Annotated in this window: 16 protein-coding genes; 6 read left to right on the forward strand and 10 right to left on the reverse strand. The window is 58.4% G+C overall.

Translation table 11 applies throughout. The features are described 5' to 3' along the window. Window positions 1-65: 65 nt before the first annotated feature. From K334_RS0113045 to K334_RS0113065, 5 genes are all read left to right on the forward strand, one after another. Window positions 66-3,638, forward strand: a complete 3,573-nt coding sequence (locus K334_RS0113045) for a TonB-dependent receptor (RefSeq protein WP_154655629.1) — start codon at window positions 66-68, stop codon at window positions 3,636-3,638. 15 nt (window positions 3,639-3,653) lie between these two features. Continuing rightward, window positions 3,654-5,435: a RagB/SusD family nutrient uptake outer membrane protein gene (locus K334_RS0113050; RefSeq protein WP_027445088.1), complete on the forward strand. Its 1,782-nt coding sequence runs from the start codon at window positions 3,654-3,656 to the stop codon at window positions 5,433-5,435. Window positions 5,436-5,507: 72 nt separating this feature from the next. Then, window positions 5,508-6,410, forward strand: a complete 903-nt coding sequence (locus K334_RS0113055; RefSeq protein WP_025880931.1) for an endonuclease/exonuclease/phosphatase family protein — start codon at window positions 5,508-5,510, stop codon at window positions 6,408-6,410. An 8-nt stretch (window positions 6,411-6,418) separates the two neighbouring features. Next, window positions 6,419-8,584, forward strand: a complete 2,166-nt coding sequence (locus K334_RS14130) for an alpha-N-acetylglucosaminidase (protein ID WP_025880933.1) — start codon at window positions 6,419-6,421, stop codon at window positions 8,582-8,584. A 181-nt stretch (window positions 8,585-8,765) separates the two neighbouring features. After that, the gene (locus K334_RS0113065) at window positions 8,766-11,321 is read left to right on the forward strand and encodes a beta-glucosidase (protein WP_027445089.1); all 2,556 of its coding nucleotides are present in this window, start codon (window positions 8,766-8,768) and stop codon (window positions 11,319-11,321) included. A gap of 14 nt (window positions 11,322-11,335) precedes the next feature. Here the strand turns inward: K334_RS0113065 and K334_RS0113070 are convergent, their stop codons facing one another. Together K334_RS0113070 and K334_RS0113075 are read right to left on the reverse strand one after the other, a co-directional pair. Next, a complete protein-coding gene (locus tag K334_RS0113070; protein ID WP_025880934.1) occupies window positions 11,336-11,959 on the reverse strand; it encodes an RNA polymerase sigma factor in 624 nt (207 codons plus the stop codon). A gap of 50 nt (window positions 11,960-12,009) precedes the next feature. Beyond that, window positions 12,010-12,831 carry an alpha/beta hydrolase gene (locus K334_RS0113075; protein WP_404828123.1) on the reverse strand — a complete coding sequence of 274 codons (822 nt, stop codon included), beginning with the start codon at window positions 12,829-12,831 and terminating at the stop codon, window positions 12,010-12,012. A 111-nt stretch (window positions 12,832-12,942) separates the two neighbouring features. Here K334_RS0113075 and K334_RS0113080 point away from each other — a divergent pair, with 111 nt between their 5' ends. Further along, window positions 12,943-14,376, forward strand: coding sequence for a sialate O-acetylesterase (locus K334_RS0113080; protein WP_238318982.1), 1,434 nt, complete (start codon window positions 12,943-12,945; stop codon window positions 14,374-14,376). A 1,482-nt stretch (window positions 14,377-15,858) separates the two neighbouring features. On the opposite strand, the gene K334_RS14135 is transcribed toward K334_RS0113080, so the two are convergent. The 8 genes from K334_RS14135 to K334_RS0113120 all read right to left on the reverse strand — a co-directional run bounded on the left by K334_RS14135 (window position 15,859) and on the right by K334_RS0113120 (window position 25,734). After that, complete coding sequence (locus K334_RS14135; protein ID WP_036890437.1) at window positions 15,859-16,338, reverse strand: PG0215 family putative anti-sigma factor; 480 nt, start codon at window positions 16,336-16,338, stop codon at window positions 15,859-15,861. Then, complete coding sequence (locus K334_RS0113090) at window positions 16,328-16,840, reverse strand: GFO_1088 family ECF-type sigma factor (RefSeq protein WP_027445091.1); 513 nt, start codon at window positions 16,838-16,840, stop codon at window positions 16,328-16,330. The genes K334_RS14135 and K334_RS0113090 overlap by 11 nt, the downstream gene beginning before the upstream one ends. A 100-nt stretch (window positions 16,841-16,940) precedes the next feature. Beyond that, a complete protein-coding gene (argB, locus tag K334_RS0113095) occupies window positions 16,941-17,717 on the reverse strand; it encodes an acetylglutamate kinase (protein ID WP_027445092.1) in 777 nt (258 codons plus the stop codon). Between the two features lie 48 nt (window positions 17,718-17,765). Beyond that, a complete protein-coding gene (gene speA / locus K334_RS0113100) occupies window positions 17,766-19,658 on the reverse strand; it encodes a biosynthetic arginine decarboxylase (RefSeq protein WP_027445093.1) in 1,893 nt (630 codons plus the stop codon). Between the two features lie 10 nt (window positions 19,659-19,668). Beyond that, window positions 19,669-20,199 (reverse strand): shikimate kinase, encoded by a 531-nt coding sequence (locus K334_RS0113105; RefSeq protein ID WP_021588437.1) that lies wholly within the window; start codon window positions 20,197-20,199, stop codon window positions 19,669-19,671. Between the two features lie 9 nt (window positions 20,200-20,208). Continuing rightward, on the reverse strand, window positions 20,209-22,533 hold the full coding sequence (topA, locus tag K334_RS0113110) for a type I DNA topoisomerase (RefSeq protein WP_025880938.1): 2,325 nt from the start codon (window positions 22,531-22,533) through the stop codon (window positions 20,209-20,211). A gap of 84 nt (window positions 22,534-22,617) precedes the next feature. Then, window positions 22,618-23,154: an NUDIX domain-containing protein gene (locus tag K334_RS0113115; RefSeq protein WP_025880939.1), complete on the reverse strand. Its 537-nt coding sequence runs from the start codon at window positions 23,152-23,154 to the stop codon at window positions 22,618-22,620. Window positions 23,155-24,105: 951 nt separating this feature from the next. Beyond that, window positions 24,106-25,734, reverse strand: a complete 1,629-nt coding sequence (locus K334_RS0113120) for a SusR-related protein (RefSeq protein ID WP_025880940.1) — start codon at window positions 25,732-25,734, stop codon at window positions 24,106-24,108. Window positions 25,735-25,914: the final 180 nt, after the last annotated feature.

Consider the following 25,914-nt stretch of genomic DNA (forward strand, 5'->3'; position numbering starts at 1 on the left):
CGCGCCGCAGAGGACTGCCGATATCACAGAAAACCATCGTTTCCTACTACCTAAACAGAACACAAATGCAACCATTGAAAACAAAACACCATGAGCGCTCGCCACGCCGCCGCATGACGATGGTCAAGGCCGTGGCCCTCTCTATGCTGCTCTCGATGACGACACAGAGCGCCGGGGCCACCGCGATGAGCGCGCAAAACCTGAAAGTGACCCTGAATGTCACCAACACGACGGTGAAGGGAGCCATCGACAGGATTGAAAAGACCGAGGGCTACGTCTTCGTCTACACCAGCGACCTCCTGCCCGAACTCAACGCGCAGGTTTCGTTGCAGGCCTCCAACCGCAACATCGACGAGGTGTTGGAACGGTTGTTCGCCAAGACGAACATCGCCTACAAGCGTTCGGGCAAGCAAATCACTTTGTTCAAGAAAAACGACAAGCCCGCGCACGGCGGCCGAAACACCGCCCCCGCACCCACAAAAACACAGCAGACGGACAAGCATATCGTCAAGGGGAAGGTCGTGGACGGCCGCGGCGAGCCTGTCATCGGGGCCACCGTGCGTGTGAACGGCAGGGCCGTAGCCACCGTGACCGACGTTGACGGCAACTTCTCGATCGACATGGAGGACGGCAAAGACCTGGAAATATCCTATATCGGCTATCGAACACAGGTCATCAAGTCGCCCGGCCGACAGGTCACCGTCAACCTGCGCGAAGACAGCGAGGCGCTCGAAGAAGTCGTCGTGGTGGGCTACGGCACCAAGAAAAAGGCCAACCTGCTCGGTGCCGTGAGCACCGTGACGGCCGCCGAACTCAAGGACCGCCCCGTCGGCAGCGTGGGCCAGATGTTGCAGGGACAAGTTCCGAACCTCAACATCACGTTCTCTTCAGGCACGCCGGGCGAAAGAACCCGGATGAACATTCGTGGAGCGACGTCCATTGTGAACTCGGGCGCGCCGCTGGTGTTGATCGATGGCGTCGAAGGCGACCTGGACTTGATCAATCCGAACGACATAGAGTCGATCTCGGTGTTGAAAGACGCGGCCTCGGCCGCCATCTATGGAGCGCGTGCCGGCTTTGGCGTGATTCTCATCACGACGAAGTCCAACAACGACGGAGAGGTTCACATCACCTACAACGGTCGATACAGCTTTTCGGCTCCAACGCGCAAGACCAGCTTCATGACCAGCGGTTACGACGTGGCCAAGCTGGTGGACGAGTTCAACATGGCCACCCACAACAGCAGTTACACCAACTTCACCCAAGCCGACTACGACGAATTGAAGGCCCGCCGCGACGACACGACCGAGAATCCGGCACGTCCCTGGGTCGTGACCGGCGCGGACGGCAGGTATCATTACTATGGAAACTTCGACTGGTATGACTACTTGTTCGACTACAGCCAGCCCACTTGGAACAACAATCTGAACATCACGGGCGGCAACAAGAAGTTCAACTACGTGGTCAGCGGCAGCGCCAACGACCGCAAAGGCATTTACGCCGTCAGCACCGACAAGTACCACACCCGCACGCTGATGGCCAAATTCAACGCCGAAGCAAACCCGTGGCTGGACATTTCGGCCAGCGCCTCGCTCTTCAAGTCGAAATACAAACAGCCGGGATACGACTATGAGGACGGCGGAAACATCGGCAACCTCACGTTCCATGCCATGCCCTGGATCAGTCCGACCAACCCCGACGGCACGAATGTCTACACCTTGCCCAACTCCGGCAACCGCCCGGCCGACGGATTCACGGCCATGCTCCGCACGGGCAACGGCTTTACGGGCGTGCACAAGACGCAACAGACCTACGCCCTGGGGGCCACCATCCACATTCTGCCGGGCTTGGACCTGATCGGAAAGTACACGTATCGCTCCTATATCAAAGACAAGCAGTTCAGATCGGCCGGCTTCGAATACTCGGAGCGGCCCGGACAGGTTCTGACCGCCAACTCGGGATTCTTCGCCAACCGCCTGAAAGAAATCCGAACGACCGACGACGTCTCCGACTACGACCTGTTCGCGACCTACACCAAGACCTTCGACAACGCCCACAACCTGAACGTTGTCGTGGGAACAAACTACGAAACGGAGCATTACAAGAACGTGGAGGCTTCGTCCTACAACATCCAGTCGGAGGTGTTGAACGACCTGGCGCTGGGCACCGGCAACAAAGGCGCGAAGGGAGGACAGCACGAATACGCGCTGTTGGGCTACTTCGGCCGCCTCAGCTATGACTACTTGGGCAAGTATCTGGCCGAGGTGAACATGCGCTACGACGGTTCTTCACGCTTCCGCGAGGGCGACCGATGGGGCTTCTTCCCCTCCGTATCGCTCGGCTGGCGCATGAGCGACGAGAAGTTCTTCGAGCCGCTGAGGGCCGTTGTCAGCAACTTCAAGGTCAGAGGCTCCGTAGGGTCGCTGGGAAACCAGGTGACCGACGGCTATGCCAACGCCTACTATCCCTACATCCGCCGTGCCTCCATCGTCAACACGACGACCATCGGCTACATCTTCGACAACGCGCAGGCTTCCTACATCAGGCTCGACGCGCCCGTGTCGGGCAGCCTCACCTGGGAGACGATCGTCACCAAGAACCTCGGAATCGACCTTGGATTCTTCAACAACCGCCTTTCGGCCACCTTCGACATCTATCGGCGTGACACGAAAGACATGCTGGCCGCCTCTCTGACGCTGCCCAACGTGTACGGCTACAATGCCCCGTTGGAGAACAACGGACAATTGCGCACCAATGGTTATGAAATCGTGTTGAGCTGGAATAATCGCTTCAACCTGGCCGGACACCCGTTCTCATACGGCATTTCCGCATCGCTGGCCGACAGCAAGTCGAAACTCGTGAAGTTTGCCGGCAATGAGACCAAGACTTTGGGTAGCAACTACGAAGGCATGGAATGGGGAGAAATCTGGGGTTACCATATCGAAGGAATCTATAAGACTGACGAAGAGGCCGCAAACCGTCACATTGACCAAACATTCTTGGGCGGTAACCGCTTCACTTCCAATGCGGGGGACTTGATATTCGCCGACCTCGACGACTCGAAGAAGATCGACAACGGCAAGGGAACGCTGGAAGACCACGGCGATCTGAAGAAGATTGGCAACCGCCAGCCGCGCTATCACTACAGCTTCTCCGCCAACCTGGCGTGGAACGGCTTCGACTTCTCGATGTTCTGGCAAGGAATCGGCAAGCAGAATCTGTACCCGGGCGACAACAACATGCTGTTCTGGGGGCCTTACGCTCGCACCTACAGCTCGTTCATCCCGTCAGACTTCGCGGACAAAGTGTGGAAACCGACCAACACGGACGCCTATTTCCCAAGGGCGGGAGCCGACCAGGCCCGCTTCTTCGCCATGCGACGACCGAACGACCGCTATCTTCAGAACCTGGCCTACTGCCGCTTGAAGAACCTTACCGTCGGCTATACGCTGCCTTCTTCCTTGACCCGGAAAATCAGTCTGAGCAGAGTCCGCTTCTATTTCAGTGGCGAAAACCTCTTCATCACGACCAAGTTGAAGAATGATTATCTGGATCCCGAGCAGATGACGACCGACGCCAACGGCCGCGTTTACCCATTCTCGAAGACTTATTCCTTTGGTATTGACATTTCATTTTAGCAAAAGCAGAATCCTATGAAAAAGCTATATTACCTACCGATGGCCTTGGCGGCGCTCGCCTTGTCGAGCTGTTCGTTGGACAAAGAGCCTCTGGACACGCTGGCGGCTGAGAACTATTTCAACAACCGGGCCGAACTGCAGACCTTCACGAATGGCTTCTACGCTGATTTTCCTACAGCGGAAGGAATCTATGGCGAAACGGCCGACGCCATCATCCCTACCGGTTTGACCACAGAAGTGATGGGAACACGCACCGTTCCCGAATCAGGTGGAGGATGGTCGTGGAGCAGTCTGGCCAACATCAACACCTACTTGCAGCGCTCCTCTCGCTGTTCCGACGAGGCCGCACGCAAGGAATACGACGGAGTGGCCCGCTTCTTCCGCGCCTACTTCTACTATAATAAGGTGAAACGCTTCGGCGAAGTGCCTTGGTTCGACGCCCCGCTCGGCTCCACCGACGACAAGTTGTACGAGCCGCGGACCGACCGCAACACGCTCATGGCCAACATTTTGGCCGATGTCGACTACGCCATCGAGAACCTGCCGACGGCCTCCAGCCTCTACCGCGTGACCAAATGGACGGCCCTGGCCTTGAAATCGAGAATCTTCCTGTACGAGGGTACCTACAGGAAATACCACGGAATGGACGGCAGCGAGGCCTATCTGAAGGCGGCCGCGGGGGCTGCCGAGGACTTCATCGCCAACAGTCCGTACAAGATTTACACGGCCACCGCCGAGCCTTACCGCAGACTTTTCGTCGCCGACAACGCGCTGAAAGACGAAGTTGTCTTGGCGCGCAACTACAATTTGGGCCTCAACATCGTCCACAGCGTCAATCAACACTTCCTCACGGGAGGCTCCAAGCCCGGCATGAACAAGAAGATTGTCGACAGTTATCTCATGAAAGACGGCTCACGTTTCACCGACCTGGCAGGCTGGCAGACGATGACTTACTACGCCGAAATGCAAAACCGTGACCCTCGTCTGGCCCAAACTATCGTAGCACCGGGCCACAAGCGCATCGGCTCAAACAACGTTGTCTCGCCCAATTTCTCATCGACGACCACCGGTTATCAGATCGCCAAGTGGGTGACCGACGCGGGACAGGACAGCTACAACAAGTCGCACAACGACATGATACTCTTCCGTGCGGCCGAGGTCTACCTGAATTTGGCCGAAGCCAAGGCCGAGTTGGGCACGCTGTCGCAGGCCGATCTCGACAAGACGGTTGCGAAGATACGGGCCAGAGTGGGCATGCCGCCGCTCAACATGGCTGCGGCCAACGCCAATCCCGACCCTTATCTGTCCGCTGCCGAGACGGGATATCCCAATGTCAGCGGCGCCAACAAAGGCGTCATCTTGGAGATTCGCCGCGAACGGACAATCGAATTGTTCGACGAAGGCTTCCGCTACGACGACCTGATGCGATGGAAAGAGGGCAAAGCCTTCGAGAAACAGTTCAAGGGAATGTATGTCCCCGCCCTCGATTCCACGAAGAAGTTCGCCATCTTGGACCTCAACGGCAACGGAACCGGTGACGCGCAAGACGTCTGCATCTATGATGGAGCGACCGCACCGACCGTCGCCGGCCATCCCGAACTGGGCAAAATAGCCATCTTCCTCAAGCTGGGCGACAACCTTTCGTTGGAAAACGGCGTGAATGGGGGCCACATCATCGTGCACGACATCAAGGCAAAGCAACGCTCGTGGAACGAAAGCAGAGACTATCTCTACCCGATTCCGCAGGACCAGATCACGCTCTATGGCGGCAAAATCAGCCAGAATCCGAATTGGTAAGCAACATTGAATCGGTCAACGTCCATTGCGCCATCCGTCAGAGGGGCGCAATGGACTTCAAAAACCTGTCACATGAAGAATCAGACAATACGCGCTTATATGTTGATTGAAATGCTTTTGCCGCTGGCAATCGTGGGTTGCGGCGGCGGTGGCGGCCATCCCAACAACGGGGGTAACGGTGACGACACGCCGCCGATTGTCGTCGAGGACTACAAATACACGAAAGCCGAGGGCGACATCCGCCTGATGACCTACAATTCCTTTTACTGCAAGGGCAACGGCGCGACGCAATCGTTTTCCGACGAACACACCAAGGACTTCGCCGACGTCATCAAGGCGCTGTCACCCGACGTCATTGCTATCCAGGAACTGGACAGTTTCTGCACCCACCGCAGCCAAAGATACCTGCTGGAGGACATCAGGAAGGCCACGGGAATCGACTATCGGATCTTCTTCGGGTCGGCAGCCGACTACGACGGCGGCCGTATCGGCTGCGGACTGATGGTGAAGAAGACGCTGGAGGTGAAGAAGGCGGAAATCATTCCCTTGCCGGGCAACGAGCGTCGGGCCCTGATCAAGGTGCAACTGCCCCGGTTCTCCTTCCTCGCCACCCATCTCGACCTGAACACCTTGGCCCGCAAGAGCAGCGCGGACATCATCAACAAGGAGGCCAAAGCGGCGTCACAACCCGTGTTTCTGGCCGGCGACCTGAACGATTCGCCTGCTTGGGCGGCCGACCAGTCGGCCTTCCCCACGCTCCAACAGGCCTTCACCATCGTCAGCGAGACGGCGGGCAGTCTGCCCGGACAGCCCAATACCACCATCGACTACATCCTCTTGGATACGCCCCATGCCTCAAATGTAACCATCAAGAAGGCCAAAGTGGTCAAGAGACTTTCGATTGCGGGCGACCAGAAAGACATTTCCACCGTGTCAGACCACTACCCCGTTTTCGTAGACATCCAAGTAAAGTAACGCCATCCATGCCTTCTTCCGTCTCCAGAACCATCTTTCTGTCGGCCGCGCTCGCCCTGACACTGTCCTGTCAGGCCCAGGATTTCAGCGGCGTAAGCGAACTCGTGAAGCGCAGAATACCCTCGCTTCATCGGCACATCGTGTTCAAACCGCTGCCGAAAGCCGCAGAAGAAACTTTCATTTTGTCCACTCGGAATGGGAATCTGGTTATCCAAGCCAACACGGTGTCTGCGGCTTCGACGGCCGTGAACCATTACTTGAACCACGTCTGCCACGCCAGCATATCGCATTCTGCCGACAACCTGCCCTCCACCGTCAAGGTGGTTCCCCTCAAGCGGCCCATCCGCGTGTCGACACCGTTCCGCTATCGCTACGCGCTCAACTACTGCACGTACAGCTACAGTTACGCTTTCTACCAGTGGGAAGACTTCGAACGCGAACTCGACTGGCTTTCGCTCAACGGCATCAACCTCATGCTGGCACCCTTGGGAACCGAGATTGTCTGGCAGCAGACGCTGCGGTCTCTGGGCTTCAGCGACGCTTCCATCGCCCGTTTCATCCCCGGTCCGGCCTACACGGCATGGTGGCTGATGGGCAATCTCGAAGGATGGGGCGGCCCGATGAGCCAACCGATGATCGAGAAACGCCACCGGCTGCAAGTCAGAATCCTGGAAAGGATGCGCCAACTGGGTATAGAGCCGGTGCTACAGGGCTTCCCCGGTATCGTGCCGTCGTTCTTCAAGGACAGGTTCCCCGACGCGCCGGTCGTTCCGCAAGGCCTTTGGGGCGCGTTCCAACGCCCTTATATCCTGCTGCCGGGCAACGAAACGTTCAATCGGGTGGCCGACCTCTACTACCGGAACATCAAGAAATACTACGGTTCCGACATCCGATTCCTCGGCGGCGACTTGTTTCATGAGGGTGGAAACGCCCAAGGTGTAGACCTCGCCGCTACGGCTTCGCTCGTGCAACGGCGCATGCTGGCCCACTTCCCGCAGGCCCGATGGGTGCTGCAAGGATGGAACGACAATCCTCCACCCTCACTGTTGGCTGGCTTGGACAAGCGCCACGTGCTGCTCATCAACCTGTCCGGAGAGATTGCCACGTCGTGGGAGAAGTCGCAGGAGTTCGGCCGGACGCCCTGGATTTGGGGCAGTGTGAACCATTTCGGCGGCAAGACCGACATGGGCGGGCAGCTTCCCGTGCTGGTGAACGAACCGCATCGGGCCTTCCGCAACTCCAAGAACCACGTGATGAAGGGTATCGGCATTCTGCCCGAAGGCATTCTCACCAACCCCATTGTCTACGATTTCGCGCTGAAGACGGCGTGGAACGACCACGCGCCCGACCTCGACCCAATGCTCCGCCAATATGTCCTCTACCGCTACGGGCGGTGGGACGACCGGCTCTACAAGGCGTGGCTGCTGCTCAGCCGGTCGGTGTTCGGCGAATTTGAGTTCAAGGGCGAAGGCACGTTCGAGTCCATCTTCTGCGCCCGCCCCTCGACGAATGTCACGAGTGTCTCCACCTGGGGGCCGAAGCGGATGCAATACGACCCGGCCCTGCTCGAACAGGCGCTGACGCTCTTCAGGCAAGCGGCCGACCATCTGGCGGCTTCGGCCACCTATCGGTACGACCTCGTCGACCTGACCCGCCAGGTGATGGCCAACCATGGACGCACGGTCTACCGCCAAGCCATGGATGCCTACCGGACCAAAGACACGCTACGGCTGGCCGAGGCGTCACGGCGGTTCGTCAGCCTCGTGCTCCTACAGGACAGCCTCCTCGCCACCGACCGCCACTTCCTGCTGGGCAACTGGCTGAAGGCCGCCCAAGCCTACGGCGACAACGAAGCCGATCGGCGGCTGTCGCTCGAAAACGCACGCACGCAAATCACCTACTGGGGGCCCGACGACCCGACGACGCGCGTCCACGACTACGCCAACAAGGAATGGTCAGGGCTGTTGCGCGACTTCTACGCGCCGCGATGGACGGCCTTCTTCGACGGCCTGAACCGCCAGCTGCGCGGCCGGGAGACGCCCGAAACCGACTTCTTCGCCATGGAACGGGCATGGGCCAAGGCTGACAACGCCTATCCCACCGAACCTCAGGGCGACTGTCTCAAGATGGTCGACCGCGCCATGGCGGCCGTCGGCTTGCCGCGCGTTTTCTGAAAGCACAGCTTCCGCCCCGCAACCGCTGCCCTTTCACAAGCTGAAAGCAGTGCTTTTGGCGGCCAACCGCTGCCCTTTCACAAAATGAAAGCAGTGCTTCCGGCCCGCAAAAGGACTGCTTTGGAAATGAAAACGACAGGCTTTCTTCTTTTCACGAACACAAAACATGAACATATACACAATGAGATTCCTACACAAGACGGCGGCCATCGCCTGCCTGCTCGCAAGTTTCGGCGCGCCCTCCAACGCGCAGGACTTTCCTTTCAGAGACGCAAACCTCTCGCCCGAAGCGCGCGTCAACGACCTGATCGGCCGCATGACGCTGCCCGAAAAGATAGACATGCTCCAGAGCGACTTCTTCTTTCGGGGCTGCGAAAGGCTGGGGGTGCCGCGCTTCGAGACGGCCGACGGCCCGCTGGGCATAGCGTCATGGGGGCTGAAGGGGCGCGCCACAGCCTTCCCCAGCCAACTGTCGCTGGCCGCTTCGTGGAACAGGAGCCTGGCCCGGCGCCTCGGCGCCATCTACGCGCAGGAGTGGCGGTCGCGCGGCATTCATGTCTTCTACGGCCCGGGGGTCAACATCTACCGCTCGTCGAAGGACTCGCGCAACTTCGAATACATGGGAGAAGACCCTTGCTTGGCCGCCGAGATGGCCGTGCCGTTCATCCAAAGCCTACAGGCGGGCGGCGTCATGGCCACCGTCAAGCACTTCGTGGCCAACGACCAGGAGTTCGACCGCTACAAAGTGAGCAGCGAAGTGTCGGAAAGGACGCTGCATGAAATCTACTATCCGCCCTTCAAGGCGGCCATACAGCGGGGCGGTGTCCACGCCGTGATGATGGGCTACAACTTGGTGAACGGCGTCTACTGCGCCCAGAACAGACTTCTGATGACCGACATGCTGCGCAACGCCTGGAGCTTCAGGGGCAACATCATGTCGGACTGGGGGGCCACGCACAGCACATGGGCGTCGGTCGAGGCCGGACTCGACATGGAACTGGGCACCTTCGACCATCTCAACCGCCAGCAACTGCTGCCGCTGGTCGAGTCGGGGAAGCTGAAAGAAAGCCGAATCGACGACATGGTGCGCCACATTCTCCAACCTTGCTTCGCCTTGGGATTCTTCGACCGCCCCACGGCGAAGGACCTTTCCATCCCCACTTACAATGAAGCGGCCAACCGAATGGCCTACGACGAGGCCTGCGAAGGAATCATCCTGCTGAAGAACGAACGGCAAATCCTGCCGCTGCGGTCGCCCAGGACGATTGCGGTCATCGGCCCGAATGCCAACCCAAACGTCGTCGACGACAACACGTTCGACGTCAAAGGCTGTTCATTCGGTGGCGGAGGAAGTTCCAAAGTCAACCCCTGGTACGTGGTGAACGACATGGAGGGCATTCGCAAAGCATTCCCCGACGCCCGCATTCTCTACGCAGAAGGGGTGTCGAACGCCTACAAGCGCAGACTGTTCAAGCAGAGCGCGTTCAGGACAAAGGATGGAAAACGGGGGCTGGAAGCCCGCTGCTACGCGCTCGACGAGCAGGAAAACAGGATGGACGACGAGCCGAAGATGAGCCGCATAGACCCAAACGTGGACTTCAGATGGGCGGAAGGAGCGTCGGCCGTGCAGGCTTTGGGCCACGATTATCTGATGGAATGGGAAGGCACGGTGGCGTCGGAAGAGAACGATTCCATCCTGTTCTTCGTCGACGCGCAGGGCGGTTGCCGGCTGACCGTCGACGGAAGGGTCGTCATCGACGAGCGAATGTCGCAGTCGTTTGCCAACCGTCATGTGAAGATAGCCTCACAAAGGGGGCGCAGGCATGCCGTCCGGCTGGAATATTGGAACCGCCACTGCAGCCCCGCCGAGATACGGATGGGCTGGGACTACGCCACGGGCGTGGACTATTCCGAAGCCGTCCGGCTGGCCCGACAGGCCGACTGCGTGGTGTTCTGCGGCGGACTGGACGCCAGCCTGGAGTTTGAAGGCACCGACCGACCGTTCGAACTGCCCTACGGACAGGACGAACTCATCATCGCCTTGGCACAGGCGAATCCCAATCTCATCGTGGCACTGCACGGCGGTGGCGCCATGCGCATGTCGCCGTGGATCGGGCGCGTGGCCGGCGTGCTCCACCTGCTCTACCCCGGACAGGAGGGCGGCACGGCATTGGGCCACATCCTCTCGGGAAAAGTGAACCCGTCGGCCAAGCTTCCCTTCACCATCGAGCGCGAATGGAAGGACTCGCCGGCCTACGGCAACTACGACGAGACGCGCAAGGAGCGCAAAGTATATTATCGTGAAGGCATTTACGTGGGCTACCGGGGCTACGAGCGCAAGGGCACAACGCCCCTCTTTGCCTTCGGCCACGGCCTTTCCTACACGGCGTTCGCCTACGAAAAACTCACGGCGTCGGTCGTCGACCGGAAGAAAGCCGTGGTGAAGGTGACGCTCGACGTGACGAATACGGGACAAAAAGACGGTGCCGAGGTGGTGGAGCTATACGTCCACGACCCCGTTTCCAAGGTGGACCGGCCCTACAAGGAACTGAAGAACTTTGAAAAGGTGTGGCTCAAGGCCGGCGAAACCAAGCGGGTGGAGATGACATTGGGGGCCGACGCCTTCCAATACTACGACGAACATCGCCATGAATGGGTGTTGGAACGGGGCGTTTTCGACATTTTGGCGGGGGCCTCGTCGGCCGACATCCGACAGAAAGCCACCATCCGCCTGTAAGGGAAAGGCTCCGTTCAGCGCGTGAAGCTCCACCAGGCGGCCAACATCGAAAGCAATGGATTTCGAAGTTGGCCGCTTTTTGCGCGCAAGACGGTGACGGCGCGATACACGAGCTTGCGCACCGAGCCCACCTGGAGGCCCATCAGCTCGGCGATCTCTTCGTAATCCATGTCGTGCATGTAACGAAGATAGACGGCTTCGCGCTGCCGGTCGGTGAGCATGGCCATGAGTCGGGCTATCGTGGCGGCTATGTCGCGGCGCTCTTCGTCGCCGATCATCGTGTCAAGGACGGTCACATCGGTGAAGAAAGGCAGCTGGGCGACCTCCTTGTCGGCCTGTTTGGCGTTCTTCTTGTGCACGTTGAGCATGGCGTTGCGGAACGCCCGGAAGAGATAAGCGGTGATGTTGGTCACGGCTGACAGCTGTCGCCGCTTCATATAGACCTGACAAAACACGTCGTGAACGCCGTCTTCGCAAGTGGGTTGGTCGAAGCCCATGCCCCGACCGTAGGCCATCAATTCATCCACAGACAGAAAATAGAGCGACGAAAAGGCCTCATTGAGACTCGCTTCGTCCTCACTGTTCAGGAACATCGTCCAATGCAGTTCCAGCTGTTGATGTCGTCTGTTGCGGTCCATGGTGGGAGTCAAGACTACGGGATGTCGTTCGCGACCGGCGGGAGCTTTGTTCAGAAGCTGCGCAACCAGCTCTCCAGCTCCATCATGAGCAGGTTGTGGAAGCGGAAACGGGGCAGAATGCCCCAGCCGTGGCCGCCCGACGGGTAGACGTGGAGGGAGGCGGAGACGTCGTGGCGATAGAGTTCCATGTAGTAGTTGACGCCGTTGGCGGGCGCCACCACATGGTCGTCGTCGCTCAGGGCTATCCAGGCGCGCGGCGTCACGCGCGTCACTTGCAGGTCGTTGCTGTAGAGGCGTTCGTCCTTCTTCGACGCGTTCTTGCCCAAGAGGTTGTCGTGGCTACCCTTGTGGGTGAACGCCGGATCCATCGTGATGACGGGATAGAAGAGGATTTGGAAGTCGGGCTTGGCGTCGCCGCGGCTGTGTGTGGCGAGTGTCGAGGCCAGATGGCCGCCCGCCGAGAAGCCCATGACGCCCACGTCGGCGCGGTTGACGTTCCATCCGGCGGCGTTGCGGCGTATCAGTTTCATGGCTTCCTCGGCGTCGCCGATGGCCACTTCCTTCACGCCGTGGGGCATGCGATACTTCAAGACCACGGCCGCAATGCCCATGTTGTTGAGAAAGCCGGCCCAGTCGGTGCCTTCCTTGGCCATCGCCAGGCTGCCATAGCCGCCGCCGGGACAGATGAGCACGGCCCGCCCCGTCGGTTTCTCGGGCAGAAAGACATGCACCTTGGCCGTGTCGGCGGCGTCGGCGCTCTCGACGGGTGCGCCCTGGGGCCACAAGTTCAGTTCGAAGGCGCTCTGTGCCAGGGCCGGAGAGACCGCCAGAAGCAAGGCGCAAATCATCATCAGTTGCTTTAATTTCTTCATGTTGTGTCAGTATTTAGGCTCATTTTCAGTCATATAGTTGCAAAGATAAATAAAAAATCGTAATATTGCAGCGCGAAACAAACGAAACAAACCATGCTAAAACGTTATTTAATGCTTTCTTTCTGCACCTTGGCAGCCCTCACGGCGACGGCCAAAGTGCGACTTTCCCATCTCATCGGCGACCACATGGTGCTGCAACAGCAGGCCGAAGCCCGCCTCTGGGGATGGGCGCGGCCGGGCCAGACCATCAAGGTGACGACGCATTTCTTCGGCAAACCCGCCACGCAATCGGCCAAGGCCGACGCCAAAGGGCAGTGGCTCGTCAGCGTGAAGACGCCCAAGGCCGGCTACAAGCCCTATTCCATCACCTTCGACGACGGCCGCGACGTCACCACCGTCAGCCATGTGCTCGTGGGCGAGGTGTGGGTGTGCGCCGGCCAGAGCAACATGGAAATGCCGATGAAGGGCTTCGGCAACTGCCCGACCGAGGGTTACAACCAAGCCGTGGTCGAAGCGCGCGACCACAGGGCCATCCACTACGTGAAGATACCGGCCACCATGCGCATGACACCGCAGGCCGACGCCGACTGCCGCTGGCTGGAAATCGGGCCGCAGACCGTCGGCGACTGCTCGGCCGCGGGCTATCACTTCGCGCTGACGCTGAACCGGGCGCTCGACGTGCCCGTGGGACTGGTGCTGGCGAACAAGGGCGGCACGCGCGTGGAGAGCTGGCTCGACCGCGACTACCTGCAGACACACACGCAGGAGCCGCTCGACTCCATGGCCATCGTCAAGCGATTCGGCTACGACTACCACCGTCCGCTGCTCTGGGGCAACGGAACCTTCGCCCCCATCCTCAACTACACCGTCAAGGGAATACTCTACTATCAGGGTTGTTCCAACGTGGGCGCCCCCGCGGGGCAGTACACCCGCCGGCTCAAAGACCTCGTTGCGCAGTGGCGCCGCGACTTCGGGCTGGGACAGCTTCCGTTCTATTTCGTGCAGATAGCACCCTACTGGTACGACAACCGCGACGGCGACTGGGGGCCGAAGCTGCGCGAACAGCAATACGAGGCGTCGCTCGTCATCCCCAACAGCGGCCTGGTCTGCACCGACGACCTGGTCTATCCGCACGAGGTCGAGCAGATTCATCCCTCCCAGAAGCGGCAGGTGGGCGAGCGGCTGGCCTTCCAGGCCCTCAACAAGACCTACGGCATGCGGGAGATATGGTGCGAAAGTCCCTCCTTCAAGGACATGAAGATACAGGCAGACACGTGCTACGTGCGGCTGAAAGACCTCTACGGAGCCATCAACCGCTTCCATGACATCGAGGGATTCGAGGTCGCCGGTGCCGACAAAGTGTACCACAAGGCCAAGGCTTGGCACTATTGGGTGCCGCGTGAAGACTGGCGCAACGAGTCGATCGCCGTCTGGTCACCCGACGTCCGGCAGCCGCTCTACGTGCGCTACGCCTTCCGCAACTGGAATCCGGGCAACCTGAAGAACGGCGCCCTGCTGCCACTCTTCCCCTTTGCGACAGAGTAGACGGGGCACCGGTTGACGGGCGGACGAGTCGCAGCTTGACAAGCACAACTCGTCCGCCCGTCAACCGTTTTTCATTCACCACTCCTTTCCTTTTCAACAGTCCCTTTTGGGCTGTCAAAAGCCATGCTTTCACGCGCCAACCACAGTGCTTTCACATTCCAACCGCCATGCTTTCTGTGGCCGACAGCAGTGCCTTTGGCCATCAATCGCCAAACCTTCAGCCGTCAACAGCAGTGCCTTTGGCCATCTATCGCCAAGCGGTTGCATGCACAGCGCAGGCGGTTGCATGCGCAATACACCATGAGCATGTCCCATTGATTGATTTTGGGGTAAAAAGACCAAGACCTTCGGCCTAGATATCTCTGTAACTGGCCAGGCAGGGTAGCTCGCTGCGCTCGCAACCCTTCCCTACAAAAAGACCAACCGCTACGCGGTAGCGGGCGCAATGCACCATAAGCATGTCCCCATGAACCGATTGGGCATAAAGAAATGCCTGTCGCAGGCTACGCAGGAAGTGAAGCCGGAGGCTTCATCACTCGATAACCCCTGGTCAGCTCTGCGAAGCGGAGTGACCAGGGGATAGAAGACCAAGCGGAAACCGACCCTGGAAGGGTCGCCCAAAGACAGCCGTGATGACCGTGGGCGACCCCTCCAGGGTCGACGGATGGGCGGCGGGCACACCTCCCCCGGTCATCCTGCGGCATGACCGGGGGTTACGAAGAGGTGAAGCCGCCGGCTTCAACACCCGCAGAAAGGCCTCGGGGAGCAGCGGCCGGGCCTGCCATCCCGCCACCAAGGGGCAGCCGGCGGCAACCATGCCCATTATATTCGCCTTTGTTGCTCGTTCCTTTGCATGCTTCAAAAGCCATTGACAATCCCGACGGCTCACCCTTCATCCCGACAACAGCCACCACAAACGTAAAAAAGACCAAGACCTTCGGCCTAGTTTCTTGTTGTCACGTGCCAGGCAGGGTAGCTCGCTTCGCTCGCAACCCTGCTCTCTAAAAAGACCAACCGCTACGCGGTAGCCACACAACACCTCATTCAGCCAGCAACCAAAACCTTGCGTGGTCGAACGATTGCTTCGCGGTAGTCTGCGCGGTACACCATAGCCATCTTCTTATAACTCATTTGGGGTAAATGGCAACTCTTTTACATCTACTTTTTTAGCCTTTTACCTTTCCAAAAGGCTTTTTCATCCCTTTCCTTTTCTTCCTTTTTACCTTTCCAACCGCCTTTTTACCCTTTTACCTTTTTACTTTTTTACTTTTCCAACCGCCTTTTTACCCTTTTACCTTTTTACTTTTTTACCTTTTTTTACCATTCCCTTGTGCTTTTGGAAATTGATAAGCCCGCTCTCTCACGATTGAGAAAGCGGGCCATCTACGTTAGTATGTTATGAAAATTTGAGAGAATAGAAACTTCACAGTTTCGTTTTTGTTTTACTAAACATGATTTATAGAGAAAGCATAGAAATAATCTTTATTTGAGAATGTTGGACTCCGGCATTTCCGCCGCGCCGACACTGGTGTGCTGGACGGAGTCGATGACGGCCGAATCGCCGAACGCCACGTTGGCACCGCGCTCGTGCGTCTTCGTCATTCCGGCCTCCGGATAGGCGTCGTCGTTGAACGGCACCTGGACGGCGTTGCCCAATGTGAGCAGAATCGCCACGACGGCGGCGGCCTTGAAGAGCGGCTTCAGGCGCTCGGTCATGGTGATGGTGCGGGCCTTGACGGTGGTCGGGGCGGCGATGGCGTCCATCACCTTCCGGTCGAAAGCGTCGCCCAGCACATCTTCCTGCACCTCCTCTCGTTGCAGACGGAAGAGTTCCTTGTAGGCCGAAAGCTCTCCGGGGATGTCCTCCTGACTGAAGAAAGCTCTCAGAATGGCCTCCTCTTCCAGTGAAGTCTCGCAACGCCAATAGCGTTCTATGAGTTGATTGATGTACTTATAGTCCATAATTGTCCAATTCTTGATACCTTTGTCTGACCGTCTGGCGCGCCCTGAAGATGTTGACCTTGACCTGTTCTTCGCTGATTTCCAGTATCTGTGCGATTTCCTTGTAGGGTTTCCCCTCGAAATCGCGCAGCTGCATGCAGCTTCTTTGCTTTTCGGGCAACCGGTCTATGAGCCTTCTGACGGTGTCCATGCGGTCGTTTCGGCTCGTGGCCTCGTAGGGGTTGAACGCGTTGTCAGGCTGTTCGCTTCCGGATTCGCCCAGCGTGTCGTTCCGATTGTCGTGCTTCTTGACGCTGTCGAGGGCGGTGTTGCGGCATATCGTGAGGCAGAAGGCTTCTATCGAGTCTATCTCCGCCCAGCTGTCGCGCTTGTTCCAGACTTTGATCATCGTCTCCTGAACGATGTCCTCCGCCTCCGCACCGTTCATCGTGATGCGTAAGGCCAGTCGATACAACTGGTTTTTGAGCGGAAGTATGTCGTTTTGAAAACTGATGATCTTCATCCACGTTCTGATTAAATGACGTTTGACAAGGGTGGAAGTTACAGATGGGGTCTGTCTTCCTTTGTTTTTATGACTCGTTAACAAAGGGGACGGATGGTCGTCAGGCCTTGACGACTGTGCCGTGGCGGCCGTCGATGGCGTCGGCCCGGGTGACAATCACCTGTCTGACGCCTGCAGCAACAGCTTGCAGGGCGTTCTCCAACTTGGGAATCATTCCGCCCGAAATCGTTCCGTCGGCCACGAGCTGCTCGAAATCGGCGGCCGTGATGACGGGTATCAGGCTGCTTTCGTCGTCGGGTCGCCGCATGACGCCGGGTTGCTCGAAGCAATAGAGCAGCGTCACGTCGTAGCGTTGGGCCAAGGCTTTGGCCGTTTCGGAGGCGATGGTGTCGGCATTGGTGTTGAGCAGCTGCCCCCGTCCGTCGTGCGTGAGGGGAGCCATGACGGGCGTGACGCCCGCCTCCAGCAGCGTCGAGAGCAGTCGGACATCGACCTGCTCCACGTCGCCCACGAAGCCGAAGTCCGTGCCGTCGGCCGTCACGGGGCGTCGGTGGGCGCGGACGACGTTGCCGTCGGCTCCCGTCAGCCCCATGGCGTTGACGCCTTCGGCCTGCAACCGGGCCACCAAACGCTTGTTCACCAGTCCGCCATAGACCATCGCCGCCACCTGGAGCATGGCTTCGTCGGTGATGCGGCGGCCGTTCACCATCCTGCTTTCCATGCCGAGCCGTTGGGCCAGCCGTGTGGCGCTGCGCCCGCCGCCATGCACCAGCACTTTTCTTCCGGGCAAAGCGGCGAAATCACGCAGCAGCCGGCCGAGCCGTCGTTCGTCTTCGACAATGGCTCCGCCGACCTTCACAATGTAAATGGATTCCATAAAAAGGGGAGATTAAACCAGAAGAAGCAGGCCCCCGCAGCGGGAAGCCTATTCCAGATAGGTGTAGCCGTAGAGTCCCGAGCGGTAGTTGTTGAGGAAGTTCTTGCCCTCCTCCAGGCTGATTTTGCCCTGTCTGACGCTCTTGGTGACCCAGGTTTCGAGCTGTCGCACGAGTTTCTTGGGGTTGTACTGCACGTAGTCGAGCACGTCTTCCACCGTCTCGCCGTCGAAAATCTGGTCGATGTGGTACTTGCCGTCCTTCACCGAGATGTGGACGGCGTTGGTGTCGCCGAAGAGATTGTGCATGTCGCCCAGTATTTCCTGGTAGGCGCCGACGAGAAAGACGCCCAAGTAGTAGGATTCGCCGCGCTTCAGCGGATGCACCGGCAGCACGTGGCCGATGTGGCCGCCCGTCACGAAGTTGGCAATCTTGCCGTCGCTGTCGCACGTGATGTCCTGAAGTGTGGCGTTGCGGGACGGCCGTTCGTCGAGCCTCTGTATCGGCATGATGGGAAAGAGCTGGTCGATGGCCCAGCTGTCGGGCAGGCTCTGGAAGAGACTGAAGTTGCAGAAGTATTTGTCGGCCAGTATCTTGTCGAGTCCGCGCAGCTCTTCGGGCACGTGCTTGATTTGCTTGGCCAGCGTATTGATTTCATGACACACGCTCCAGTACATGCTTTCTATCTCGGCGCGGGTCTTCAAGTCGACGATACCGTGCGAGAACAGTTCCAGCGCCTCGTCGCGAATCTGCTCCGCGTCGTGCCAGTCTTCGAGCATGTTGCGGATGTTCAGGTTGTCCCAAATCTCGTAGAGGTCCTTCACGAGCTGGTGGTCTGTCTCCTTGGCCTCGAACTCCTCGTGCATTTCGGGCAGCGAGGCGGTCTCCAGTACGTCGATGACGAGCACCGAATGGTGGGCCGCCAGCGAGCGTCCGCTCTCCGTGATGATGTTGGGATGCGGTATGTCGTTCTTGTTGGCGGCGTCCACGAAGGTGTAGACGCAGTCGTTCACGTACTCCTGGATGGAGTAGTTGACCGAACTTTCGCTGCTCGAGGAGCGTGTTCCGTCGTAGTCCACGCCCAGTCCGCCGCCGCAATCGACGAAGTCCACGCCGTAACCCATCTTGTGGAGATTGATGTAGAACTGCGCCGCCTCGCGCAAAGCGGTCTGTATGCGTCGTATTTTGGTAATCTGACTGCCGATGTGGAAGTGGATGAGTCGCAGGCAGTCGTGCATGCCGATGGCGTCGAGCTTCTCCAAAGTCTGGAGCAACTCGGCCGACGTCAGGCCGAACTTGCTGGCGTCGCCGCCGCTTTCGGCCCACTTGCCGCTGCCACTCGACGCCAGTTTGATGCGTATGCCGAGGTTCGGTCGCACGTCGAGCTTCTTGGCGGCCTTGGCGATGATCTCCAATTCGTTGAGCTTTTCGATGACGATGAAGATGCGTTTTCCCATCTTCTGGGCCAGCAACGCCAGTTCAATATAGCTCTGGTCCTTGTATCCGTTGCACACGATGAGCGAGTCGCTCTGGCACTGTACGGCGATGACGGCATGCAGTTCGGGCTTCGATCCGGCCTCCAGTCCGAGGTTGAACTTGCGTCCGTGGCTGATGACCTCTTCCACCACAGGCTGCATTTGGTTCACCTTGATGGGGTAGATGATGAAGTTCTCCCCCTTGTAGTCGTATTCCTTCTTGGCTTGCTGAAAGCAACTGGCCGTCTTCTCGATGCGGTTGTCGAGGATGTCGGGGAAGCGCAGCAGCACGGGCGGGGCCACATCGCGCAGCGCCAGTTCGTCCATCACGTCGCGCAGGTCTATCTGCGTGTTGTCCTTGCACGGCGTCACGAAGACGTCACCTTTTTGATTGACACCAAAGTAAGAGGTTCCCCAACCGTTGATGTTGTAGAGTTCCCGTGCGTCTTCTATTGTCCACTTCTTCATTTGCGGTGTTCTATTCGATTGCTAACAGCAGTTTTAAGTTTGCTACAGATATTTTGATCTTCTCGTAATTGTCCATCAGGCTCACGTCGAGCGTATGCTTGGCCTGCGCGTAGTAGGGTTCGCGCTCGCGGAGCTGCTCCCCGATGAAGGCCCTCACCTCTTCGGGCGTCTTTCCGAGCAGCAGGGGCCTGACGGTCTTGCCCATCTTGAGGTGTCGGAAGAGCACGTCGGGCGTCGCTTTCAGGTAGACGGTGTCGCCCTGGCGGTTCAGGTAGTCCATGTTGTCGAAGAAACAGGGCGTGCCGCCGCCGCAACTGACGATGACATTCTCGAACTCGGCCACTTCGTGGAGCATGTTTCGCTCGATCTTCCGGAATCCTTCCTCCCCCATGCTGTCGAAGAGTTGCTTCACGCTTTGGCGCATGCGGCTCTCTATATACCAGTCGAGGTCGTAGAAAGGGAGGCTCAACTCCTTGGAAAGCGCGTGCCCGATGGTGGTCTTGCCCGACCCCATGTAGCCGAGAATGATGATACGGTTCATTGCTTCGGCTTATTTACGGCCCCGCTTCGTCTTGGGTTCCGACGTGCCGTTGACGACCTCCATGCACTCGGCATAGGTCAGTTCGCGGGCCCGTTCGTGCATGGCCTTGGGCATGCGGTAGTTCTTGCCGTCGTAGGCGATGTACGGGCCGTAGCGACCGTTGAGCACTTCGAGCTTGGCGTCTTCCTCAAAGGTCTTCAGATGGCGTTCCTCCTCCTGCCGGCGCTTGTCGGCGATCAGGGCGACGGCCTGTTCCAGCGTCACTGCCATGGGGTCTTCGCCCTTGGGAAGAGACACGTATTTCTTGTTGTGGAGCACGTAGGGGCCGAACCTTCCGGCACCGATCACCACGTCGGAACCCTCATATCGGCCCACCGTGCGGGGCAGTTTGAAGAGTTCGAGGGCCTCTTCGAGCGTGATGGTCTCCATGCTCTTGTCGGCGGGCATTTGCGAGAAGCGGGGCTTCTCCTTGTCGTCGGCCGTGCCTATCTGCACGACGGGGCCGAACCGGCCTATCTTCACGAACACGGGTTTGCCCGTCGCGGGGTCCACGCCCAGTTCGCGCTCGCCGGCCTTGCGCTCCGAGCGAGCGTTCATGACGTTTTCCACCGTGGGCTCGAAGCCCTTGTCGAAGTCCTTCATCATGCGGGTCCACTCCTCCTTGCCCTCGGCGATGCGGTCGAACTGCCGTTCCACCTTGGCCGTGAAGTTGTAGTCCATGATTCCAGGGAAGTTTTTCATCAGGAAGTCGTTCACCACGATACCGATGTCGGTGGGCAGCAGCTTTCCTTTCTCGCTGCCGGCCATCTCCTTCTTGGTCTTGGAGGTGACCTTGGTGCCCTTCAGCGAGTCGATGACGAAACTGCGTTCCACGCCTTTCTTGTCGCCTTTCAGCACGTATTCGCGCTGCTGGATGGTCGATATCGTTGGCGCGTAGGTCGACGGGCGGCCGATTCCCAGCTCCTCCAACTTGTGCACCAGGCTGGCTTCCGTGTAGCGGGCCGGGCACTGGCTGTAGCGTTCGGCCGACACGATCTCGCGCCGTTGCAGGGGTTGGCGCTCGTGCATGGCGGGCAGCGTGTGGCCTTCCTCCGGCGTCTCGTCGTCGTCGGTGGACTCGCGGTACACTTTCAGGAAACCGTCGAAGGCCACCACCTCGCCCGTGGCTACGAAATGCTCGGCCGCTCCGTCCACGTCGATGGTGACGGTGGTCTTCTCCAACTCCGCGTCCTGCATCTGGCTGGCGGCCGTGCGCTTCCAGATGAGTTCGTAGAGGCGGCGTTCCTGCGCCGTCCCCTCGATGGCTGCGCGCCCCATCTCGGTGGGACGGATGGCCTCGTGGGCCTCCTGCGCGCCCTTGGCGTGGGTGGTGAAGTTGCGCGGACGGCTGTATTCCTTGCCGTAAAGGCGGACAATCTCGTCCTTGCTGCCGGCGATGGCCAGGCGCGAAAGGTTGACCGAGTCGGTACGCATGTAGGTAATCAGTCCGTTCTCATACAGCCGTTGCGCCACCATCATGGTCTGGCTCACGGTGAAACCGAGCTTGCGGGCCGCTTCCTGCTGCAACGTGGAGGTGGTGAAGGGGGGCGCCGGCGAACGCTTCAGCGGCTTTTTGGCGATGGAACCGATGGAAAACCGCGCTTCCTTGCACTTCTCCAGGAAGGCCAAAGCCTCTTCGTGGGTCTTGAAGCGGGTGTCGAGTTCGGCCTTCAACTCCGACTGCGAGCCGTCCGCGTTGTCCAGTCCGAAGACGGCGGTGACGCGGTAGTAGGGTTCGCTGTTGAAGTTCTGTATCTCGCGCTCGCGCTCCACGATGAGTCTTACGGCTACGCTCTGCACGCGCCCGGCCGACAATGCCGGCTTGACCTTGCGCCAGAGCACCGGCGAAAGCTTGAAACCCACCAGGCGGTCGAGCACGCGACGGGCCTGCTGGGCGTTTACCAGGTTCATATCCAGGTGTCGGGGGTTCTTGATGGCCTCAAGGATGGCGGGCTTGGTAATCTCATGGAAGACGATGCGGTTGGTCTTTTCCTCGTCCAACCCCAGCACTTCGCAGAGGTGCCAGCTGATGGCTTCCCCCTCACGGTCTTCATCGGAAGCCAGCCATATCTTGCCGGCTTTCTTGGCGGAAGCCTTCAATTCCGACACGAGCTTCTTCTTCTCGTCCGGAATCTCATAGTCGGGCTCCAGCGTTTCCATGTCGATGCTCAGTTCTTTCTTCTTCAAGTCACGGATGTGACCATAGCTCGACATGACCTTGTAGTCTGCTCCCAGAAACTTCTCGATGGTCTTTGCCTTGGCAGGGCTCTCCACTATCACTAAATTTTCCTGCATGTTAGCTGATGTTATTGATTTTTGGGCGCAAATGTAGTCATTCTTTTGTTTATACATTATTATATAGTCATAATTTGACTTTTTTTAAGTAAAGGCCCATTCGCGGTGCTCCAGCAGCCTGATAACCCCCTGGCGGATAGAGCGCAGGCCGAAATCGTCGGGGTCTATCCGGTCGATGGGAAGCCAAAAGGTCTCGGCCACGTCGTCCATCGCGGTGGCATGGTTCGCGTCGGCCACCTTGCAGCGGAAGAACAGGTCGAGCGTGTGGACGTCAACGCCCGAATAGGGGTAGATGTTGGGCAGCGAAAAGAGGAATTCCGACGCCACGACGTCGAGCCCGGTCTCCTCCTTCACCTCCCTGCGGACGCCCTCCTCGGCCGTCTCTTCCATGTCGACGAAGCCGCCGGGCAGGTCGAGTGTGCCGCGTGCCGGCTCTTTCTTGCGCCGTGCCACGAGCATTTCGCCACGGTCGTTGACAATCAGGGCGACGGTGGCCGCCGAGGGGTTGGCGTAGTAGGTGAGGCCGCAATCGTCGCAATGGCGGCTCTTCTCGTTGTGGATCACGAAGCGGCGAGACCCGCACAGCGGGCAGTGGTGGAAACGTTCCAGCGGATGTTGCATGAGCTTAATGTATGAATGGATTTTCAAAAAGGCCGCCCTGGTTTGCAGAAGGGCGGTATGGAGTTTATAGAAGACCAGCTTTCGGCTTGCGAAAGGGCAGCTTTGGCCTTGCGAAAGGGCTGCTTTCGGTTTGCGGAAGGGCAGCTTTGGCCTTGCGAAAGGACAGCTTTTGGCCGGTCGAAGCAGTGCTCTTGCAGTCTGAAAGGGCTGCTTTTGTTGGTCTTCGTCGCTCCTCCGGCTTACGAGCGATTCGTAGCGCCACGCCGCCGCAGCCCTTTTCATGTGCAAAGATACGATAAAATATGGGAGTTCGGGATAAGAACCGATACATTTCAACGCCTTCGTCGTCGGTCTTTTCCGATTCACCGCAGGTTTTGGTTGATGGTTCAAGGATTGGTTGTCAGGGGGTAAGGGTGTGGGGGATGGATGATGGGTACGAAGGCTGAACCGTCGGAATTGCCAATTGACTTTTGAAGCATGCGGGACACATGCGACAAGAGCGATATGATGGCATGTGTATTGATTGAAAATGAGCTTTTCCGCAAAAAGCGATGGTTCAAATGTAAAAAGACCAAGACCTTCGGCCTAGCTTCCTGTCGACACTGGCCAGGCAGGGTAGCTCGCTGCGCTCGCACCCCTGCCCTCTAAAAGGACCAACCGCTACGCGGTTGTTGGTGTTGTGCCCACAACCATCTTGCATTGTGCGTCAAGGCCCATGAAGCCGACCATATAAATAAGACAAACCGCGAAGCGGTTGCAGGCGCACGGCGCATCATGACCATGCTCCAATGAGCCGATTTGGGGTGAAATGGGAAGTGAGAAACGGGAAATGTGAAGTGGGAAGCGTGAAATGAGAAGTGATAAGTGGGAAATGGAAAGTGAGCAGTTTCCGTTCGTTAGTTCTCCCTCCCTTTGGGAGGGTCGGGGTAGGTCGCCTTGGCCGAGCCTTTCTCAGGCCATCACTCTGCACAACCCCTTCACATCCTCATCGATGGTCTCCTTCGAAATCACCTTCGAACGAAACTCAGAGCGGCGATTGTAGACCGACTGCGTGGAGGCGAAGAGCAGATAGGCGATCTCCGTGCTGTCGTTCACGCCCAAGCGGTTGAGGGCCACGATGCGTTGCATGGTGGTGAGGGCGTCTTCCTTCTCCACGGGAATGCGGCTTTCAGGCTGCAACAGCGCGTTGAGTTCCTCGCGAAAGGTGGGATAGAGCGCCAGGAAAGCACGGTCGAAATGCCGCAGGAAGGCGGCGCTCTCCTCGCTGCTGACGCGGACTGATGAGAAATGGCTCAACAAGTCGGTGGCCTGGCCGGCCTTGATCTTGCGCGTGACGAGCGTCTGCTGGCGATTCAGCTTCTCGATGTAGCGGGCGCAGAGGTCTATATAGAGCGTCGTGAGCCCCTCCCGACGGGCGTTGGTGTCGACCAGTTGGGCGTTGGCCTGGCCCAACTGCGCGTTGAGAATGCTGAGTTGGCGGTTGTATTCGGCCAGTTCACCACGGTTCCGGTGCAGCTGCCGCGACTTGCGATAGATGAGCCAGGCCGCCGCGAGCAGGGCCACGAGTAGGATGGAGGTGACCGACAACGCCACCGCCAGGTTGCGCTTGCGGGCGTTGAGCCGATGTTTGTAGGCCTCAAGGATGGGCGGCAACGACTGCGAAACCTCGATCAGACGCAGTCGGTTGTTGTAGTTCTTGGCGTCTTCGAGGGCCACATTGATATATTTCTCCGCCTGTTCGCTGTTACGGTAGTCAATCTTCATCAAGTATTCGGCCAGCTGTTTCATGGCCGAATTTTCACGCGTGCAGGCCAAGAGGTCGCTGCGGGCCGCCTCGGCCATGTAACGAACGGCCTCGTCGGTGCGTCCCCGGCTCCACAGGTTGCGGGCGTAATTGAAACAACTGCGGGCATAATAGCGGTCGGTGGGGCTGAACGCACGGATGCAGCGCAGGTAATAATGGTTGGCCCGGTCGATGTTTCTGCTGACCTCCATGTGGAATTTGGCCTGATAGAAGTCGTAACGGGGCGTGCCGGGACGCAGATAGGAGATGTAGCGGCGCAGCCATTCTTCCGATTTCCGCCGATGGAATGGCGAATATTCGCGGTCGTGGACGAAATTCCCCCACAGCCTGAACAGGTCGGCCATGGCCATGGCATACTCCATTTGGTTGGCATGGCTCATGCTGTCGAAGGGCAATTGCTGCAACAGATGGTAGGCGATGTCGTACAGTCCGCCCGTGGAGAGGATGCGGGCCTTGGCTATCGTGAAATGGTGGAGATGGTCGGTGCGCGCCGACCGCTGCGCCAGCAGCATGCCGCGGGTGGCATAGGCTTTGGCCGAATCATACTGGAAATAAAGGTATTCGTCGACCAGCCGCCGGCAGTCGGCAAGCCGCAGGTCGGCGTTCCGGTGCCGGCGAAAGTCGCCGCGCAGCCGTTCTATGCGTGCGTTCTTGCGCGCCACGACTTCGTTTTCATGTTCCAAAGCCTGGTCGAGACGAATCAGATAGGTTTCGTTATTGGCTCCAAACGAACTCATCAACGAAAGAAGGAAGAGGAAAAGAAGCGTTGTTTTCATCTCAAAAGGTGTTGACAGGACAAAGATAGCGAATCACTGTCACTCTACAACACCTACTATCATCTTTTATCATTATTTATAACTTCATGAATGTCAAAGGATAGAAAAGACATAGAAGCCCCTTGATTTACCAAAAGCTTACCAAGAGAAACACCGAAAGCCATTTTTTCGTATATTTGC

It is taken from the genome of Segatella baroniae DSM 16972 = JCM 13447 (genome assembly GCF_000426585.1).
GTDB classification, from domain to species: Bacteria; Bacteroidota; Bacteroidia; order Bacteroidales; family Bacteroidaceae; genus Prevotella; species Prevotella baroniae.